This window comes from Aeromonas sp. 1HA1 (assembly GCF_029237385.1).
GTDB classification, from domain to species: Bacteria; Pseudomonadota; Gammaproteobacteria; order Enterobacterales; family Aeromonadaceae; genus Aeromonas; species Aeromonas popoffii.
Map to the genome: position 1 here is coordinate 21,314 of NZ_JAACGC010000021.1, position 19,027 is coordinate 40,340.

The window sequence follows — 19,027 nt, forward strand, 5'->3', positions numbered from 1 at the left end:
TCTTGTTTTCTCGATGGAGGAAGGGGCCGCCAGTCGGCCACCCCGAACAATTACTCTGGTGACAATCCCAGCACCTGACGCAGGCGGGAGAGCTGATGGTGATCTCCCTGGGCCGCCGCCTGGCGCAGGGCCTGGGTCGGTGCGTGGATCAACTTGTTGGTGAGGCGATGCGCCATGGCCTTGAGGGCCTGTTCGGCATTCTCACCTTGTTGCAGGGCCAGCAAGGCGCGCTGCAACTCCTCATCAGCCACCTGCTGGGCCTGATGACGATAATCGCGGATGAGATCCACCGAATGCTGACTGCGATACCAGCCCATGAACTCATCGCGCTCTTCCTGCACGATGAGCTCCGCCTCGGCGGCGGCCCGTTTGCGGGTTTCCAGGTTCTGCTCGATGATGCCCTGCAGGTCATCAACCGTGTAGAGGTAGGCATCGGAGAGCTCGTCCACCTCGGCCTCGATATCCCGTGGCACGGCGATATCCACCAGGAACATGGGTTTGAAGCGACGGGCCTTGAGGGCGCGTTCCACCATGCCCTTGCCGATGATGGGCAGCGGGCTGGCAGTCGAGCTGATGACGATGTCCGCCTCGTGCAGATAATCCGGGATCTCTTCCAGGGTCATCACCCTGGCATCAAACTCCTCGGCCAGCAGCTGGGCACGCTGCAGGGTGCGGTTCGCCACCATCATCTGGGTGACGTTTTGCTCGCGCAGATGACGGGCGACCAGTTCTATGGTTTCGCCAGCACCGACCAGCAGCACCTTGGTTTGGGAGAGATCAGAGAAGATGCGCCGACCCAGGCTGACGGCGGCAAAGGCCACCGACACGGCGCTGGCGCCTATCTCGGTGTCCGTGCGCACGCGCTTGGCCACGGAGAAGGATTTCTGAAACAGGCGTTCCAGCGACCCCTTCACCGCCTCGGACTGCTGGGCATGGGCATAGGATTGCTTGATCTGCCCCAGGATCTGCGGCTCGCCCAGCACCAGGGAATCCAGGCCGCAGGCTACCCGCATCAGGTGACGCACGGCCTCTTCGTCCCAGTGCAGGTAGATGGCTGACACCACGTCGGCCGCGTCCAGACCATGGAAACGTTGCAGCCAGTGCAGTACCTGCTCCCCCTGCCCCTGTGCCAGGCTGCAGTAAAGCTCGGTGCGGTTGCAGGTCGAGACGATCACCGCCTCGCTTACGCCGGGTTGGGTGACCAGCTCACGCAAGGCGCGATCGATGCAGTCCGGGCCGAACGCGACCCGCTCCCGCAAGGCGACACTGGCGGTGTTGTGGTTAATTCCGAGGGCAAGCAAACTCATGAGTGGGTGGTGATCGTATCTGTGCGCTGGGAGTAAAGGTCGTCAATTGTACGAGAAAGGGTAAGGCTTTAAAAGCAATACGGCCGCCCCGTATACTGTGGCAAATCCCCATATCTGGAGCATGACCTTGTTATTGCGTATTTTCACCTTCGCCTGCCTGCTGTCGCTGGCCGGTTGTGCCACCATCCAACCCCAGCGGGATCAGGTCAACTGGCAGCAAGAGCGGGCCCGTCTCGAGCAGCTCACCCACTGGCAACTGTCGGGCAAAATGGCCATCATCACGGCCCAGCAGAAGGGCAGCGCCCGGGTCAACTGGCGGCAGGATGGGGACGACTATCGCCTCAACCTGAGCAGCATAGTTGGCACCCACATACTGGAGCTCTCCCGCAGCAAGGGCGAGATTACCCTGATAGACAACGAGGGCAAGCGGCACCAGAGCCAGGATGCCGAGGCACTCGTCTATCAACTCACCGGCTGGAACATACCGGTGCAGGGACTGCCGGAGTGGATCAAGGGGCTGCCGGGCAAGGCCGAGTTCGAACTCAATCCCGACAGCAGCCTGGCCAGCGTGCGTGACGGCCAGTGGCAGATCGTCTACGGCGACTACCGGGATCAGGACGGCTACCGCCTGCCACACCTGCTGACCATGGAGGGCCAGGGCAGCCGCCTCAAATTGCAGATCAACCAATGGACGATCGTTCACTGATGGCTGCAATCGACAAGGAGGCGAACATGACAGCCACTCGCTGGCCAGCACCGGCCAAACTCAACCTCTTCCTGCACGTCAATGGCCGTCGTCCGGACGGTTATCACGAGCTGCAGACCCTGTTCATCTTTCTCAGTCACGGCGACTGGCTCGAATTCGAGCCACTGCCAGACACTGTGCAGCTCACCTTGAGCCCGGCCATTCCCGGCGTGCCCGATGAGCAGAACCTCATCATACGCGCCGCCCGCCTGCTGCAGGCGCGGTTGCCGAGCCCGCAGGGGGCCCATATCCGGCTGGAGAAGGTATTGCCCATGGGGGGTGGCATAGGGGGCGGCTCTTCGGACGCGGCCACGACCCTGGTTGCGCTCAATCACCTCTGGCAGGCCGGCTTGAGTGAAGATGAGCTGGCCGAGCTCGGCGTCCAGCTGGGTGCCGACGTGCCCGTGTTTGTTCGTGGCCGCGCCGCCTTTGCAGAAGGGGTGGGCGAGCGACTGCAACCGGTCGAATTGCCAAGCGTCTGGTACCTGGTGCTCAAGCCCGATTGCCACGTGGCCACTGCCGCCGTTTTTCAGGATCCGGACCTGCCCAGAGCGACGCCGAAAATGGCATTTCACAACCTGCTGGAAGGGGCGTGGAAAAACGATTGCGAAATGCTGGTGAAAAAGCGCCACCCCGAGGTTGCCAATGCGCTCGGCTGGTTGCTAGAATACGCGCCGTCAAGAATGACGGGCACAGGAGCCTGCGTCTTTGCTCAATTTGAAGACGAAGAGGCTGCTCGGGAAGTGTTGGCAAAAGTGCCGAAGGGATGGGATGGGTTTGTCGCCAAGGGCGAGAACATATCACCACTGTTCGTGACATTGCAACAAATCAGTGATTGGGGTATCGCCAAGCGGTAAGGCAGCGGGTTTTGATCTCGCCATTCCTAGGTTCGAATCCTAGTACCCCAGCCATTATCCTGGTGATTGACACGGGTGTCTCGGTAAGCAGGCCGCAGATGATCTTGACAGAGCGCAATCTCGTCAAGCCAGTCTGCAACCATTATCGTCCCCCTTGTCACTCGCAAAGAGGTCATCGATCTCCTGGATGACGGCTTCCCGCAAACGCGGCAGCCATCCGGTTTGAAACATGCAACGAGATGCACCTAGCCTGAAAGCGGCCTATATTGGCCTGACCCGTCAACTTGATAAATCGTTTGCCCCAAAACGATACGGGTCTGAATCAGACTCCCCCACATACTGGATGCAACCCCGAGGTTTCAAACCGTGCCTGACATGAAGCTGTTTGCTGGTAACGCAACGCCGGAACTAGCCCAGAAGATCGCAGATCGCCTGTTTATCAAACTCGGCAATGCTGCCGTAGGTCGCTTTAGCGACGGCGAGATCAGCGTACAGATCAATGAGAATGTACGCGGTGGCGATATCTTCATCATTCAATCCACCTGTGCCCCGACCAACGACAATTTGATGGAATTGATCGTCATGGTGGATGCTCTGCGTCGTGCTTCAGCTGGCCGTATTACTGCCGTTATCCCCTACTTTGGTTATGCCCGTCAGGACCGCCGCGTCCGCTCCGCCCGTGTGCCCATCACCGCCAAGGTTGTCGCCGACTTCCTCTCCAGCGTGGGTGTGGACCGTGTGCTGACCGTTGACCTGCATGCCGAGCAGATCCAGGGCTTCTTCGACGTCCCGGTCGACAACGTGTTCGGCAGCCCTGTGCTGCTGGAAGACATGAAGTCCAAGAACCTCGAATCCCCTGTCGTTGTATCGCCGGACATCGGCGGCGTGGTGCGTGCCCGTGCCATCGCCAAGCTGCTGGACGATACCGACATCGCCATCATCGACAAGCGTCGTCCCCGCCCGAACGTCTCCCAGGTCATGCACCTGATTGGTGACGTGGCTGGCCGCGACTGCATCATAGTCGACGACATGATCGACACCGGCGGCACCCTGTGCAAAGCCGCAGAAGCCCTGAAAGAGCGCGGCGCCAAGCGTGTATTCGCCTACGCCACTCACCCGGTCTTCTCCGGTTCCGCCGTGGAGAACATCAAAAACTCGGTCATCGACGAGCTGATCATCACCGACTCCATCCCGCTCACCGCAGAGATGAAGGCGGTCGACAAGGTCAAACAGCTGACCCTGTCAACCGTACTGGCGGAAGCCATTCGTCGTATCAGCAACGAAGAGTCCATCTCTGCCATGTTTGAGCATTGATAGACACCGTTGTGACAAAAACCGCCAGCTGGCGGTTTTTGTCTTTCTAGTCCTGTCACACCCGGTATTGCCCTGCCCCACCGCAGGTTAAGGATTGATCCATGAATCGCTTGCGCCCGCTGCTGCTTCTTGCCTTCTGCAGCTTCCTGTTCGCCTGTCAGCCCGGCAAAGAAAATCAGCCCTTCGTGCTGACCCTGGCGCACATGAACGATACCCACTCCCAGTTTGACCCGGTCAACGCCGAGCTGAAGGGGCCCATCTTTGGCAAGCAGGGGGAAACCGACACTCTCTACACCCGCTTCGGCGGCTATCCGCGCCTGCTCACCATGGCAAAATCCTTTCAGGCCGAGGCGCTTGCCAAAAACCAGCCGCTGTTGCTGTTGCACGGTGGCGATGCCTGGCAGGGCAGCGGCTACTTCAAGCTCAACGAGGGAATGGCCAATGCCGAGCTGCTGAACCAGTTCGGCCTCGATGCCATGGCCCTGGGCAATCACGAATTCGATCTCGACAACCAGAAGCTCGCCCGCTTTATCAAGAGGGTCAACTTCCCGGTACTGGCGGCCAACCTCGACACCAAGGCCGACCCTGACCTGCACAACGCCACCAACCTCAAACCCTTCGTGGTCTATGCCTTCAAAGGCAACCGAAAGAGCCCGGTCACCGATCTCAACAACCTGCCCCAGGGCCAGCATCTGGTGGCCGTGATGGGACTGGTGCTGGAGGACATGGCCAATATCTCCCCCAACGTCGGCAAGCTGCGCTTTGGCAAGGAGGTCGCTTCGGCTCAAGCCACTGTTGACATGCTGCAAGCCAAGGGGATCCACCAGATCGTCGCCCTGACCCATATCGGCAACGAGCGGGATCTGGCGCTGGCGGCCGAGGTGAATGGCATAGATGCCATCGTCGGCGGCCACTCCCACAGCCTGCTCGGTGACTTCAGCAACATCGGCTGGGGCAAGACCGGCGAATACGCCCAGCTGGTCACCAATCCGGACGGCGTCGGCCTGACTTGTGTAGTACAAGCGGGCTCCTACGCCCAGGCCATCGGCCTGGCCCGGATCAGCTTCGACGGCCAGGGCCGGGTCATCGCCTGCAAGGGCCAGAACCAGCTGCTGGCCAGCCGTGACTTCTTCGCCGATCCGGCCCGCAAACAGGTGCTGGATAAGACGCGTGGCAAACAGGCTAGCAAGTTCATTGATGCCCAGCCCAACCTGGTGACAGTGGATGAAGACCCGCGCCTGCGCGGCATCATCGACAGCCACTACAAGCCGGCGCTGGAGCAGGCCTTCGGACCCGTCATCGCCACCCTGCCGGCGCCGCTGCAAAATGCCCGTCGCCCCGGCGACAACGGTAGCGACAGCCACGGATCCGACGTCGCTCCCCTGGTGGCCGAAGGCCAATACTACTGGGCCAACACCCCGGCGGTGCAAGCCCTGACCGGCGGGCCGGTTCACTTCGCCCTGCTGGCGGTGGGGGGCGTGCGCGCCGATCTGCCCGCTGGCGAGTTGCGCGAGGGGGACGCGGCGCTCACCCTGCTGCCATTCAAAAATCAGCTATCCGTGCTGACCCTGACCGGCGCCGAGGTACGCGCCCTGCTGACAGAGACCATCACGGCCACCTTGCCTGCCAGTGCCCACGCCGGCAAGTTCCCCTACGGCGGTCATCTGCGCTACACCTTCACCGAAACGGTGCCGGGCAAGCGCGGCGAGCTGACCCAACTGCAATGGCAGACGGCGGCAGGGCAATGGCAGGATCTGGTCGACAACCAACGCTATCGGGTGGTGATGAATGCCTACAGTGCCGATGGCAACGACGGCTGGCAGGCACTCGCCCGCGCCCAGAGCCAGCAGGCCGAGCGACTGGATCTCGCCTGGGTGGAGGGCAAACTGACCGGCTTCCCCATCGAGAAGGTGGAGCAAAGCGGCGATCAGCTAAGCGCCCGTTATGCACCGGGTCAGCAGCTCGACTGCAAGGCCAGCAGCGTTAACTGCGGCACGGACGCGGCCTCCTTCGTGCAATACGTGCGAGAGCAGCGGCCGACCCTGACCGCCCTGACGGAAGAGACGGTCACGCTGCTGCGGGCCGAGTAAGGCGCCACCCCAGCGAACATTGACCAACACGGGCCCCGACAAGGGGTCCGTTTTGCTGCCATTGGCAACCCCATCAGCGGTTATTCCCTCACGGTTGCCGAGCTTTGGTTGAGTGATCGCCAGTCGGCGGCTAGAATATTGCGTCCCATTGCCTTGGGCAGTCTGCCCATTGCAAGTAGCGAGTGAAGACATCAAGCGTGACAAGCCAAATCAAACTGATCGTGGGACTGGGCAATCCCGGCCCCGAATACGCCAAGACCCGCCACAATGCGGGCGCCTGGTATGTGGAGCAGCTGGCAGGCTGGCACAATGTCAGCCTGCGCGAAGAGCCCAAGTTCTTCGGCCACACAGCCCGCATTCAGGTGGAAGGTCAGGATGTGCGTCTGCTCATCCCGAACACCTACATGAATCTCTCCGGCAAGGCCGTAGCGGCGCTGGCCCGTTTCTACCAGATAGAACCGGAAGCCATGCTGGTGGCCCACGATGAACTGGACCTGCCCCCCGGCATTGCCAAGTTCAAGCAAGGTGGTGGCCACGGTGGTCACAATGGCCTCAAGGACATCATTGCCAAGATGGGCAATAACAATAACTTCTTCCGGCTGCGCCTTGGCATCGGCCATCCCGGTGCCAAGGAGCTGGTGGCCGGATTCGTCCTGACCAAGGCCCCAAGCAGTGAACAGAGCCTGATCGAGGCCGCATTGGATGAGTCCCTGCGCGCCACCGATATCCTGTTCAAGCAAGACATGACCAAGGCCATGAATCGCTTGCACAGCTTCAAGGCCGAAAAAGTATAGGGATGTTCGATCATGCGCCGGCTTCACTCGGGGGCGCGTTCAACGACGCGCCCAAGCCAGACATGATCAGGGCCATGAGCGGTTTCATACCGTCTCGAGGCCAAAAAATATGACACGGGACGCCTGCGCCCCTCACAGCATCTATCAAGTAAGGTAACAATCCATGGGTTTTAAATGCGGTATCGTGGGCCTGCCCAATGTAGGTAAATCCACCCTGTTCAATGCGCTGACCAAGGCTGGCATCGAAGCCGCCAACTTCCCGTTCTGCACCATTGAGCCGAACACGGGTGTGGTTCCCATGCCGGATCCGCGTCTCGACCAGCTGGCGGCCATCATCAATCCCCAGCGTGTCGTGCCGACCACCATGGAATTCGTGGACATCGCCGGTCTGGTTGCCGGTGCCTCCAAGGGCGAAGGTCTGGGCAACCAGTTCCTGGCCAACATCCGTGAAACCGAAGCCATCGGCCACGTGGTGCGCTGCTTCGAGGACGAGAACATCATTCACGTTGCCGGCAAGGTCTCTCCGGCCGACGACATCGAGGTGATCAACACCGAACTGGCCCTGTCGGATCTGGACGCCTGCGAACGCGCCATTCACCGCCAGTCCAAGCGCGCCAAGGGCGGCGACAAGGATGCCAAGCTGGAAGTGGAAACCCTGGAGAAGATCCGGGTCGCCCTGGAAAACGGCCAGATGATCCGTGGCATGAAGCTGGACAAGGATGAGCTGGCCGCCGTGAGCCACCTCAACTTCCTGACCCTCAAGCCCACCATGTACATCGCCAACGTGGCGGAAGACGGTTTCGAGAACAACCCCTTCCTCGACAAGGTACGTGAAATCGCCGCCGCCGAGAACGCGGTTGTGGTGGTGGTCTGCTGCGCCATCGAATCTGACATCGCCGAGCTGGATGACGACGATCGCGCCGAGTTCATGGCAGACCTTGGCATCGAAGAGCCGGGCCTGAACCGGGTGATCCGCTCAGGTTACGAGCTGCTCAAGCTGCAGACCTATTTCACTGCCGGCGTGAAGGAAGTGCGTGCCTGGACCATTCCGGTCGGTGCCACAGCGCCGCAAGCGGCGGGCAAGATCCACACCGACTTTGAAAAAGGCTTTATTCGCGCCCAAACCATCGCTTTCGAAGACTTTATCACCTACAAGGGTGAGCAAGGTGCCAAGGAAGCAGGCAAGATGCGCGCCGAAGGGAAAGAGTACATCGTCAAAGATGGCGATATCATGAACTTCCTGTTCAACGTCTAATCCCAAGAGAGGCCAGCATTGCTGGCCTCTCTTTTATCTGGCAGAACACCCTATCTTCCGGCAAATGTCGTAAAAAAAACCAGATTGTTGGGCTTTTGCACGACAGCGACCAATAACTCGCCAAACGCACCCAAATTCGGTTTTTCTGGCAAAAAAAGGGTTGACGCCCCAGAGCCAGATACGCATAATTCGGCCCGCACAGTGATGAGGCAACGACTCACTGGAAGCACGGTTGGCTATGTAGCTCAGTTGGTTAGAGCATCGCACTCATAATGCGAGGGTCACAGGTTCGAATCCCGTCATAGCCACCATAAATTGTTCAGTTGGGGTATCGCCAAGCGGTAAGGCAGCGGGTTTTGATCTCGCCATCCCTAGGTTCGAATCCTAGTACCCCAGCCATTTTTAAAAGTTCTTTGCCAGTCTCGAGACTGTTGAGGAGCGCTGTTGGGGTATCGCCAAGCGGTAAGGCAGCGGGTTTTGATCTCGCCATCCCTAGGTTCGAATCCTAGTACCCCAGCCATTATTGCCTTTCATCGACCTCGTCGGTGATAGCGGTGGTAAACGTAAGAGGTTTCGATCTCGTCAAGTTTCCTGGTACCACCGCAATGTTTAAAGGTTCTTTGCCAGTCTCATGACTGTCGAGGAGCACTGTTGGGGTATCGCCAAGCGGTAAGGCAGCGGGTTTTGATCTCGCCATCCCTAGGTTCGAATCCTAGTACCCCAGCCATTTTTGACTTGTCAGCGATGATATTGGTGACAAGACGGCTATGTAGCTCAGTTGGTTAGAGCATCGCACTCATAATGCGAGGGTCACAGGTTCGAATCCCGTCATAGCCACCATAAATTGTTCAGTTGGGGTATCGCCAAGCGGTAAGGCAGCGGGTTTTGATCTCGCCATCCCTAGGTTCGAATCCTAGTACCCCAGCCATTTTTACCCGTCATCGACCTGTCGATGATTTGCTGTGGTAAGCGTGAGAGATTTCGATCTCGTCAACGTGCCTAGGTCCAAGCCCTAGTACCCGGCCATTTTTGACTTGTCAGCGATGACATTGGTGACAAGACGGCTATGTAGCTCAGTTGGTTAGAGCATCGCACTCATAATGCGAGGGTCACAGGTTCGAATCCCGTCATAGCCACCATTAATATTGCGGAAGTGGCGAAATTGGTAGACGCACCAGATTTAGGTTCTGGCGCCGTAAGGTGTGAGAGTTCGAGTCTCTCCTTCCGCACCATTAATAGCAGTACCAAACAAACCAGCTCAGGCTGGTTTTTTTGTGCCCGTTTTTCGCCGTATCCCCTCTTGCCACCCTTGCTCTGCCTCACTCCCCCCTCGCTCTGCTGCCATCCGGGCCGATGCGGAGCGACAAAAAAGCGGCCCTCAAGCCGCTTGTCTCTCTTTCCCCTGATCAAACCGGTCAGAACGGGAAGAACCAGGGGATAGCGATGACGCTCACCACCATCACCAGCAGGGTGAAGGGCACGCCAATGCGCACGAAATCCACAAACTTGTAGTTGCCAGGCCCAAGCACCAGGGTATTGACCGGCGACGAGACCGGCGTCATGAAGGCCGCCGAGGCCGCGATGGCGATGGTCATGGCAAAGGGATAGGGGGAAATCCCCATCTGCTGGGCCGTTCCCAGCGCAATCGGTGCCATCAATACCGCCGTCGCAGTATTGGAGATGAAGAGCCCGATCAGAGCGCACAGGGCGAACAGGCTGGCCAACATAGCACGAGGGCCCATCTCACCGACGGCTGCGATCAGACCGCCAACAATCATGTCCACCCCCCCCGTCTTCTGCAGCGCCAGCGCAAAGGGCAGCATGCCGACGATCAGGATCAGGGTGGGCCAGTGGATGGACTTGTAGGCGCTCTCCATGTCGATGCAGCGGAACTTGCCCATCAGCAGACAGGCCACCAGTGCCGCGATGACGTTGGGCACGGGATCAGTCACCATCAGCACCACCATGATTCCGAGACAGATCAGGGCGTGGATGGCCTGGCTGCGAGCCGGCGCCATCTCGTCTACCTCGGCGGGCAGGCCGAGCAGCAGGAAGTCTCGGCTGTGGGTCTGCAACAAGCGGATCAGGCTCCAGTTGCCCACCACCAGCAGAGAGTCGCCCATCTGCAAGGGATCATCCACCAGCTTGCCGGTCAGCGCCTCGCCATCACGGCGGATCCCCACCACGCTCAGACCGTAGTGAGAACGAAAGGCCACCTCGCGAATGCTTTTGCCCAGCATGCGGGATCCCGGAATGAGCGACACCTCGGCCATGCCCACCTCCCGCGCCTGATCGGAGAAGTACTCCCCGCGCAGGATCATGGGCTCGAGCCGCGCCTCGCGGCAGAACTCGCGAATGTCTACCTCAGGGTCGGACATGTCGATCAGCAGCACATCCTTGGCCTGGAACTCGGTGACGCCGGAGACGGTCACCATCACCCGCCGGAACTTGCGCCAGCGCTCCACCCCGATGACGTTGGCGCCATAACTGGCCCGCAACTGCAGCTCATCCAGGGTCTGGCCTATCAGGGGGGAGTCGGGCCGGATCGCCAACCGGCGGGCCCGCCCGGCCAGCCGGTAATCGCGGATGAGATCGCGCATGGTGCTGCGCCCTGCCTGTTTGCCTTTGCCCTCCTCCCCTTCACGGACCAGGGAGCCCCGCATCAGCAGCATGTAGACTATGCCCATCACCAGGATGATCAGCCCCATGGGGGTGAAGCCGAAGAAGCTGAAACCCTGAATACCGTGGCGCATCAGCTCACTGTTGACCACCATGTTGGGCGGGGTCGCCACCAGCGTCATCATGCCACTGATGAGGCCGGCAAAGCCGAGCGGCATCATCAAACGGCCGGCCGGGATCCCCATGCGGTTCGCCACGCTCAGCACCACCGGGATGAAGATGGCCACCACCCCTGTGCTGCTCATCACGGCCCCCAGCAGGGAGACAGCCACCATCAGCAGTACCAGCATGCGGATCTCGCTGCTGCCCGCCACCTTCACCAGCATATCCCCCACCTGGTAGGCGATGCCGGTACGGACCAGCCCCTCCCCCACCACGAACAGGGCAGCGATCAGAATGACGTTGGGATCGCTGAATCCCGCCAGCGCCTCCGGCAGGGTCAGGGTGCCGCTCAACACAAACAATATGATGATCAACAAGGCGACTACGTCCATGCGTACCTTGTTGGTGATAAACAGATAGATGGCGCCCACCAGCATGCAGAGGACCCAGATCAGTTCGGAATTCACACTTGCTCCTTTCGTTCATGTCCGCCATGACACAAGGGGTGAAATGGCGGACTCCATCAGACCACAGTTTGTTCTGCCCCGGTTTCTTACATATCCATAAAGGGCAAGGGCCATCATCGCATATCGGGCCCCCTGCGGTCGGCAAAAATGGCGAGCCTTTGCCGCCACCCTGTATCCATTTTTTGATGTGGCTCAGGCTGACCCGGACAAAAGTCCTGCGATCGCCGCCGCACAGCCACTAGAATAGGCCCGTCCCGATCCCCCCCCTTTCTTCCAAATTTTCAAAGGAAACGAAAATGAGCGTATTCGAGTGGTTCAGCATCAATCACACCCTGGTGACCATACCGCTGGGCGGCGGTTACGCCATGTCGTGGATTGAAGCCATCGGCACTTTATTCGGCCTGGCCTGCATCTGGTTCGCCAGTCAGGAGAAGACCATCAACTACCTGTTTGGTCTGATCAACGTCAGCCTGTTTGCCATCATCTTCTTCCAGATCCAGCTCTACGGCCTGCTGATGCTGCAGCTGTTCTTCTTCTGCGCCAACGTTTATGGCTGGTACGCCTGGACCCGCCCCGCCAACGAGCAAGGGGATACCCTGCAGATCCGCTGGCTCAGCAAATCCAAGCTGATGATGACCGCCTTGGTGAGCGTGCTGGCCATCGCCCTGCTGACCCGCTATATCGATCCGGTCTTCGCTACCCTGGCGCGCACCTCGGTCGCCCTGCTCAACCTGTTTGGCGCCAATCTCGCCACCCCTGAGCCCTCCCCGGATGCCTTCCCGTTCTGGGATGCCACCATGACGGTGCTTTCGGTAGTGGCCCAGATCCTGATGACCCGCAAATACGTGGAGAACTGGATCCTCTGGGTGGTCATCAACATCATCAGCATCGGTGTCTATGCCGCCCAGGGCGTCTACGCCATGTCGCTGGAGTACCTGATCCTGCTGTTTATCGCCGCCAACGGCACCCGCCTCTGGATGCTGGCCGCCAAACGCCCGCAGCAGGAAGTGATCGCATGAGCCTGCTGCCCCATCTGCAATGCCGCCCGGAGCAGATTGCCGAGCGGGTGGTGCTGTGCGGCGACCCGGCCCGGGTCGAGCGCATCGCCAGCCAACTCGAGCAGTGTGAAGTGCTGGGGCAAAACCGGGAGTTTCGCCTGATCAACGGATCCTATCAGGGGCTGCCCATCACTATCTGCAGTACCGGCATTGGTGGCGCATCGGCCATCATAGCGCTGGAGGAGCTGGTGCAAGCCGGTGCCAACTCGCTTATCCGGGTCGGCTCCGCCGGTGCCCTGCAGCACGACATCGGGCTCGGGGACCTTATCGTAGTGGAAGGCGCTGTACGCAGCGAAGGGGCCTCACTGGCCTATCTGCCCGCCGAATACCCCGCCTGCGCCGATATCTGGCTGCAAGCTGCCCTGCTCAACCATGTGGCCACCGGCAGCCAGCCCTACTGGCACGGGCTGGTGCGCTCCCACGACAGCTTCTATCGGGATGACGAGCAGGAAGTATGCCGCTACTGGCATGCCCGTGGCGTGCTCGGTGCCGATATGGAGACCGCCTCCCTGCTGACCGTGGGTCGCCTGCGCAAGGTGCGGGTCGCTGCCGTGCTCTGCAACGTGGTGCTGTTCGAGCAGGATGTGCAGCAAGGGGTGGCGGACTACGCCAGCGCCGAGCAGGCGATGATGGCCGGTGAGCAGCAAGCCATCGCAGCCGCCCTTCACTCCCTGGCGCAATAAGCCGCAAACCGTTAACTGCGGCATATCCGCTACCGTGCGGGCTGGTATCCGGCCCGCTCTCTTGCTAGCCTCATGGCCCTCGTCATCCGGTGCGACAGGCAAGTCATGCAGCAACAACCCTACCCCCTCGGCCGTTTTCACGCCGAACTTGAGCAGCTTGAACCCCGCTTTGCCGCGGCGCTGGAGGCGTGCACCCTGTTTCTGCGCCGCTACCTGCCCGGCGAATACATCATGCGGCAGGGGGAGCAGAGCGAATGCCTCTATCTGGTGGAGACTGGGCGGGTCTCCCTCAACAGTGCCGTGCACTCGGGGCGCCTGTTTCAGCTCGGGGAGATAGCGTGCCAGCGCCAGATCTTCGGCGAGATGGAGTTTTTCAGCGCTACCCCGGTGCAGTGGAGCGTGATGGCCGAGACCGAGCTGGATGCCAGCGTCATCTGCGCTCACAAGCTGGCCCAGCGGCTGCTGGCTGAACCCGAGCTGACCCTGTTCTTCGCCTCGGCCCTGGCCAGCGACTACCTCGATACCCTGGACATCACCACCAGCCGCCTGCTCCACCCCATCGCCTACAACATCGCCTATGAACTGTGGCGCGAGCGCCAGCGCCCCCCCATGCTGGGTTCGCGCAAGAGGGCCCACGAGGCGGCGCGCTTTGGCACCACGGAGCGCGTCTACCGCCGCGCCCTCAAGGAGTTGGTCGACCAGGGGATAGTGTGCGATGGCGCCGACGGTCCCACCATCGCCGATCTCGCCAGGCTGCGTACCTATCTCGACCTTTAATCCCGTTTCACCCTTTCAGGAGTCACCATGCCTGCCCATCCCTATCCCGAGTTCACCTTCTTCAGCCGCTTCGTGGCCGACATTCAGGCGGGCCGCAAGACCATCACCATCCGCGACGAGAGCGAGGCCAACTGGCAGCCCGGCCAGCGTCTTTCGCTTTTCACCAACCCGGAACACCAGCCCTTTGGTACCATCGAAGTGCTCTCGGTCAATGCGGTCGCCTTTGATGAACTCAGCGACGAGCACGCCCGTCAGGAGAACATGACCCTCCCCGAGCTGAAAGATGTTATCCGCGATATCTACCCCGCCCTGCCGCCGCTCTATGTGATTGAATTCAAAATGATTGCCTGAGCCGGATTTGGCCTTTGCCGATCAATATGCTAATAGTGTCCCTTTTGAATCAGGGAGGTGATCCGAGTGTTTGACATAGCGAGCCTGAAAGAGGGCATGATGCACGGGGTCGAGCTGTTCCAGCTGCTGCTGGAGATCATCTCCATCGCCTGCGTGGTCATTGGCCTTGGCAAGACCCTCTGGCTGGCGGCACGGATCCGGGATCACGCCCCCGGTTTCCCCCGCATCCGCCTCTGTTTTGGCAGCTGGCTCATTCTGGCGCTGGAGTTCCAGCTCGCCGCCGATATCCTGGCCACCACGGTCGCGCCGAGCAAGGAGGAGCTTATTCGCCTTGCCATCATCGCGGTGATCCGCACCTTCCTGAACTACTTCCTCGGCAAGGAGCTGGAGGCGCAGGCGGAACACCAGCAGGAGAAGGCAGAGCGCCAGGCCGAACAAGCCAAGGCAACCCGATAACGCCGTATGCCAAAGGGCATATGCAGAGATCGCCATCCCGGCCATCCCCGTGGCACGGGATGGCCAAGTTGTGACCCTTCCCTCACTTTTGACAATCAGCCAATAATGGAACCCTTTTCAACGATGGTCTGAGCCTGTTGATGCCTTGCTCATCTGCGTAAGATAGCAACACCGCTCCCCCAACCGGCCACGCTGATGAACCCGCACATTCTCCATACTCCCGCCATCGACCTCGATAGCTGTGTCATCTACCAGATCTACCCCATGAGCTTCCAGGACAGCAATGGCGACGGCATGGGCGACATCAATGGCATCCGCCAGCGCCTGGGTTATCTGACGCAGCTTGGGGTCGACCTGCTCTGGCTCACCCCCATCTATCGCTCCCCCAAGCGGGACAACGGTTACGATGTGGCCGACTACCACACCATAGACCCCGCCTTTGGCACCCTGGCCGAGCTGGAGCTGCTGATAGCAGAGGCGGCCGACCGTGGCATCGGCATCATGATGGATATCGTTGCCAACCACACCTCCATCGAGCATGAGTGGTTTGTGCGCGCGCTGGCGGGCGATCCCCGTTATCAGGCTTATTATGTGTTTCGGGATAAGGCCTTTGTCGATGCCCACCCCATCACCTCCATCTTCGGCGGCAACGGCTGGCAATATGTGCCCCAGCTTGATCGCTACTACCTGCACAACTTCGATGCGAGTCAGGCCGATCTGGACTGGGATAACCCGGCGGTGCGGGCCGAGATGGCCGCAGTCATCAACTTCTGGCTGGCCAAGGGGATCCAAGGGTTCCGTTTCGATGTGATCGACATGGTGAGCAAGGAGTGGTCGCGTCTTGCCATGAGCAACGGCCCCCACCTGCACGACTATATTCGCGAACTCAACCAAGCCAGCTTTGGCGGCAAGGGGATCATCACTGTGGGGGAAACCTGGGGCGCCGATCTCGCCCATATGCAGCACTATTCGAACCCGAATGGCAGCGAATTCAGCATGGTGTTCAACTTCGAACATCTGGGGCTGGGCCGCGACAAATGGTCGTCACACTTTGACCCCCTCGCCTTCAAACGGGCCATGGCCCGCCACCAGACCGGGCTGCACGGTCAGGGTTGGAACAGCCTGTTTCTGGGTAACCACGACCTGCCCCGCGCCGTCTCCCGCTTTGGTGATGACAGGCCCGAGTGGCGCGAAGTCAGCGCCAAGCTGTGGGCTATGGTGATCAATCTGATGCAAGGCACCCCTTTCATCTATCAAGGGGAAGAGCTGGGCATGACCAACCGCCACTGGCAAGCCGATGAGCTGCGCGATGTGGAAGCGATCAATTATCGCGCCAGCCAGTCGGAGCTGGATCCCGCCGAGCTGAGCCGGCGACTCGATGCCATTGGCCGCGACAATGCCCGTACCCCGATGCAGTGGGATGCAGGCCTGCATGCAGGATTTAGCCCGGCAGCCCCCTGGATTGTGCTCAACGACAACCACGTCGCGATCAACGCCGCCGAGCAGTTGACCCGCCCCGATTCACCGTTTCACTGCTATCGCCAGCTGATCGCCCTGCGCAAGGCTCACCCCGTCATTCGCCACGGCGACGTCGCGCTGCTGGATGAAGAAGACCCTGATCGCATCAGCTACCGCCGCCGCTGGCAAGACCCGATAACCGGGGCACGGCACACCCTGCTGCTGCTCGCCAATCTCACCGCTGCCCCCTTGTCGATGCCCCACTTTGACCAAGTGGAAAAAGGCGCCACCTTGCTGATAAGCAACTACCCGGGGGAACCCGCCGCCACCTTCGCCCCCTATCAAGCCACCGGCTGGTTGATGACGACATAACAGACCACGCCCAGGGGCGACCTCATGGCCTCCGTGCTTGCACGGCGATTCACCTGACACATCCCCTGCCAATCACGACAGAAAACATGGCACGCCATTGCCTGATATTTCCCCCTGCATGGCGTGCCTGCGTTTTGCTCTTTAGTCACTTAAAAACTTCGTATTTTCAAGCGAAAATAAACCGAAAAAAACAAAGACATTAAAAGATATTTTAATCAACAACAATTTACCTCAAGATATTGTTTTTAATCGTAATAGCTAAAAATAAAACAAGACTGCCTTGTTATTTACAGGGGATATTTCGAGCTATTAAGTCAGGCTTAAAAATCAATTCAAATTTACGGGCTTGTGGTTCCTTGCCCCGGCCTTATGGTTTCCATCCCAAGCGAAGAGACCTTCTCTCTACAGCAAGGTGCAGTTCAGGCTCGCGGAATATTCATTCCGCCATAACAACAGGAAACCATCATGCGCAAAACCGGCGTGGCCCTCGCCATCTCGACCCTCTTCTGGCTCAATTCAGCCATCTCTGTTCCCCTTATCTACCCGGACGACCCACAGCTCACTTCTGAACGGGAAATCCCCGCCCTTACCCGCAGCTTCCAGCTGGCGCAAGATGATCTGGGCAACCGGATCCACCAGCTCCACCTGCCCATCCAGACCGAGCCTGAACTGGTGGCTGAGCTGGAACAAATCGGCAAAGAGCAGGGATTTTCGGTCAGCATCCATGACAACATGTACACTTGGACCGAAGACAACATGTGGCTGTCACGGGATGGCGCCCTCATCTTCCGCCCCCAGGCGCCGCTGGCCGACAAGGATAGTTACCACGCCTTCATCACCGCACTGACCGCGCAGAGCCCAGGGGCCGAGCAGGAGGGTCACCACAGTCTGGGCAGCCAGGACTCCCAGGGGCTCAACGAGAGCATGCTCTCCCAGGCCAACACCTTTGCCGAGGCGCAGGGGCGTGAGCTCATCCCCACCTTCTCCATCATCGATGGCGGCAACATGCTGACCGGTCAGCGCGCCGACGGCACCCCCTATGCCCTGATCGGCCGAGACGCCCTGCTGCAGACCACCCTGCACCACAGCCGGCTGGATAGGGAGCGCATCGCCACCCGGCAGGAGAGCATGGAGCGCGACGGTCGCTTCCACCTGCAACTGGATGAACAAGAGTGGCTGGGCAGCCCCTATACCTTCCAGAAGGGCCATGACACCGAGGTGGACCTCATACTGCTGGAGGCGGCCAACCTGCTGCCGCAGGGACTGGATGAGCAGCAGCGCCACGCCTTTGCCAGAACCGCGCGCGCCAAGGCCGAGCTGGCGCAGTACCAAGTGGACAGGGACAGCCGGCAGGCCGCACAGGGGCGGATGTTTCTGAGCCCGCAGCAAGGGGAGCGAATTGCCGAGCGCTATCGCGCGCTCCATGGCAAGGCGCTGCCGGCCTCCTTCGATCTGCTGGCCCGGCTGAAGCGGGACTACGCCAGCCTGGTGGTCACCGCCGATCTCCACTCTGGCTTTGCTGATGACCAGATAGAGAACGAGCTGCCAACGCTTCAGGCCGATGCTGCCACCCTGACCCGGCTGGGAGGCATGCTGCAGGCCGGCGGTTACCAGCGCAAGGAGTTGGCCGGCGCCGAGCTGGATGAGCAGACCCGCCGTTTTCTCGCCATGATGGCCATCAGCCAGCGCCTGATGGCGCAGGAGCTCAAGGTGGCCGAGCGTGATCTGGTGATCCTGGCCCAACCCGGTTTTCACCTCGACATGGCCATGCGCCCCTTGGCCGATGGCCGCATCCTGTTCAATGACCCTGCAGCCAGCGAGGCGCTGATCCTGCAGGTGCTGGCCAGCGACGGCAGCCTGAGCGACAGCGAACGCCAGGGCCTCACCGAGACCCTCACCAGCCTGCGGCAACAGGCCGAGCGCTGGCACAAGATCCATGCCCTCATCCGGCAGCAGCTGACCGACGCCGGTCTGACCCCCATCGCCACCCCGAGCGCCTTCAGCGTGAACAAGCGGGCGGTGAACTGGATGAACGGCATCATGGGCACGGCGCAGCACCCCTTCTATATCACCAACGCCGCCAGCATAGCCTCACTGAATCAGGCCTTCGGCGCCTGGCTAACACACGAGGTGCCCGAGCTGACCACCTACTTCGTGGGTCAGACAGCAAGCAGCACGTGGGAGGGATTTAACCAGGCGGAAGCCCTGCTCTGGGGCAGCGGTGGCCTGGATTGCATCACCTTGCACCACGAGTAGCGAGAA

The 19,027-nt window shown here is 60.2% G+C and carries 15 protein-coding genes and 9 tRNA genes; 22 read left to right on the forward strand and 2 right to left on the reverse strand.

Going from position 1 to position 19,027, the window contains the following annotated elements; genetic code table 11:
- Positions 1–50: 50 nt before the first annotated feature.
- The gene (gene hemA / locus GWQ22_RS09010; RefSeq protein ID WP_042037519.1) at positions 51–1,307 is read right to left on the reverse strand and encodes a glutamyl-tRNA reductase; all 1,257 of its coding nucleotides are present in this window, start codon (positions 1,305–1,307) and stop codon (positions 51–53) included.
- A gap of 121 nt (positions 1,308–1,428) precedes the next feature.
- Between hemA and lolB the strand changes: the two genes are divergently transcribed.
- The 15 genes from lolB (at position 1,429) to GWQ22_RS09085 (ending at position 9,594) form a co-directional block, all read left to right on the forward strand.
- On the forward strand, positions 1,429–2,013 hold the full coding sequence (gene lolB / locus GWQ22_RS09015; protein WP_275930088.1) for a lipoprotein insertase outer membrane protein LolB: 585 nt from the start codon (positions 1,429–1,431) through the stop codon (positions 2,011–2,013).
- A 26-nt stretch (positions 2,014–2,039) separates the two neighbouring features.
- On the forward strand, positions 2,040–2,909 hold the full coding sequence (ispE, locus tag GWQ22_RS09020; RefSeq protein ID WP_275930089.1) for a 4-(cytidine 5'-diphospho)-2-C-methyl-D-erythritol kinase: 870 nt from the start codon (positions 2,040–2,042) through the stop codon (positions 2,907–2,909).
- Positions 2,889–2,963 (forward strand) — tRNA-Gln (locus GWQ22_RS09025). Before ispE ends, GWQ22_RS09025 begins: the two co-directional genes overlap by 21 nt.
- A 312-nt stretch (positions 2,964–3,275) precedes the next feature.
- Complete coding sequence (locus GWQ22_RS09030) at positions 3,276–4,223, forward strand: ribose-phosphate pyrophosphokinase (protein WP_005317019.1); 948 nt, start codon at positions 3,276–3,278, stop codon at positions 4,221–4,223.
- A gap of 101 nt (positions 4,224–4,324) precedes the next feature.
- Positions 4,325–6,313, forward strand: coding sequence for a bifunctional metallophosphatase/5'-nucleotidase (locus GWQ22_RS09035; RefSeq protein ID WP_275930090.1), 1,989 nt, complete (start codon positions 4,325–4,327; stop codon positions 6,311–6,313).
- Between the two features lie 197 nt (positions 6,314–6,510).
- Entirely contained in the window at positions 6,511–7,107 is a 597-nt protein-coding gene (gene pth / locus GWQ22_RS09040; protein ID WP_042037523.1) for an aminoacyl-tRNA hydrolase, read from the forward strand.
- A 163-nt stretch (positions 7,108–7,270) separates the two neighbouring features.
- Complete coding sequence (gene ychF, locus GWQ22_RS09045; RefSeq protein ID WP_042037524.1) at positions 7,271–8,362, forward strand: redox-regulated ATPase YchF; 1,092 nt, start codon at positions 7,271–7,273, stop codon at positions 8,360–8,362.
- Between the two features lie 234 nt (positions 8,363–8,596).
- Positions 8,597–8,673, forward strand: a tRNA-Met gene (locus GWQ22_RS09050).
- Between the two features lie 13 nt (positions 8,674–8,686).
- Positions 8,687–8,761, forward strand: a tRNA-Gln gene (locus GWQ22_RS09055).
- A gap of 46 nt (positions 8,762–8,807) precedes the next feature.
- Positions 8,808–8,882, forward strand: a tRNA-Gln gene (locus GWQ22_RS09060).
- Between the two features lie 132 nt (positions 8,883–9,014).
- Positions 9,015–9,089 (forward strand) — tRNA-Gln (locus GWQ22_RS09065).
- 36 nt (positions 9,090–9,125) lie between these two features.
- Positions 9,126–9,202: transfer RNA gene (locus GWQ22_RS09070), tRNA-Met, on the forward strand.
- 13 nt (positions 9,203–9,215) lie between these two features.
- Positions 9,216–9,290 (forward strand) — tRNA-Gln (locus GWQ22_RS09075).
- 134 nt (positions 9,291–9,424) lie between these two features.
- Positions 9,425–9,501: transfer RNA gene (locus GWQ22_RS09080), tRNA-Met, on the forward strand.
- A gap of 8 nt (positions 9,502–9,509) precedes the next feature.
- Positions 9,510–9,594: transfer RNA gene (locus GWQ22_RS09085), tRNA-Leu, on the forward strand.
- 183 nt (positions 9,595–9,777) lie between these two features.
- Here GWQ22_RS09085 and GWQ22_RS09090 read toward each other — a convergent pair.
- Complete coding sequence (locus GWQ22_RS09090; RefSeq protein ID WP_275930091.1) at positions 9,778–11,610, reverse strand: SLC13 family permease; 1,833 nt, start codon at positions 11,608–11,610, stop codon at positions 9,778–9,780.
- A 296-nt stretch (positions 11,611–11,906) separates the two neighbouring features.
- On the opposite strand from GWQ22_RS09090, the gene pnuC reads away from it, so the two are divergent.
- The 7 genes from pnuC (at position 11,907) to GWQ22_RS09125 (ending at position 19,021) form a co-directional block, all read left to right on the forward strand.
- Positions 11,907–12,629 (forward strand): nicotinamide riboside transporter PnuC, encoded by a 723-nt coding sequence (gene pnuC, locus GWQ22_RS09095; RefSeq protein ID WP_275930092.1) that lies wholly within the window; start codon positions 11,907–11,909, stop codon positions 12,627–12,629.
- Positions 12,626–13,351, forward strand: coding sequence for a nucleoside phosphorylase (locus GWQ22_RS09100; protein WP_275930093.1), 726 nt, complete (start codon positions 12,626–12,628; stop codon positions 13,349–13,351). The genes pnuC and GWQ22_RS09100 overlap by 4 nt, the downstream gene beginning before the upstream one ends.
- Positions 13,352–13,456: 105 nt before the next feature.
- Positions 13,457–14,128: a Crp/Fnr family transcriptional regulator gene (locus GWQ22_RS09105; protein ID WP_275930094.1), complete on the forward strand. Its 672-nt coding sequence runs from the start codon at positions 13,457–13,459 to the stop codon at positions 14,126–14,128.
- Between the two features lie 27 nt (positions 14,129–14,155).
- A complete protein-coding gene (gene yqfB / locus GWQ22_RS09110) occupies positions 14,156–14,479 on the forward strand; it encodes a N(4)-acetylcytidine aminohydrolase (protein ID WP_275930095.1) in 324 nt (107 codons plus the stop codon).
- A 66-nt stretch (positions 14,480–14,545) separates the two neighbouring features.
- Entirely contained in the window at positions 14,546–14,935 is a 390-nt protein-coding gene (locus tag GWQ22_RS09115) for a DUF1622 domain-containing protein (RefSeq protein ID WP_275930096.1), read from the forward strand.
- 195 nt (positions 14,936–15,130) lie between these two features.
- Positions 15,131–16,765: an alpha-glucosidase gene (locus GWQ22_RS09120; protein ID WP_275930097.1), complete on the forward strand. Its 1,635-nt coding sequence runs from the start codon at positions 15,131–15,133 to the stop codon at positions 16,763–16,765.
- A 465-nt stretch (positions 16,766–17,230) separates the two neighbouring features.
- On the forward strand, positions 17,231–19,021 hold the full coding sequence (locus GWQ22_RS09125; RefSeq protein ID WP_275930098.1) for a hypothetical protein: 1,791 nt from the start codon (positions 17,231–17,233) through the stop codon (positions 19,019–19,021).
- Positions 19,022–19,027 lie beyond the last annotated feature (6 nt).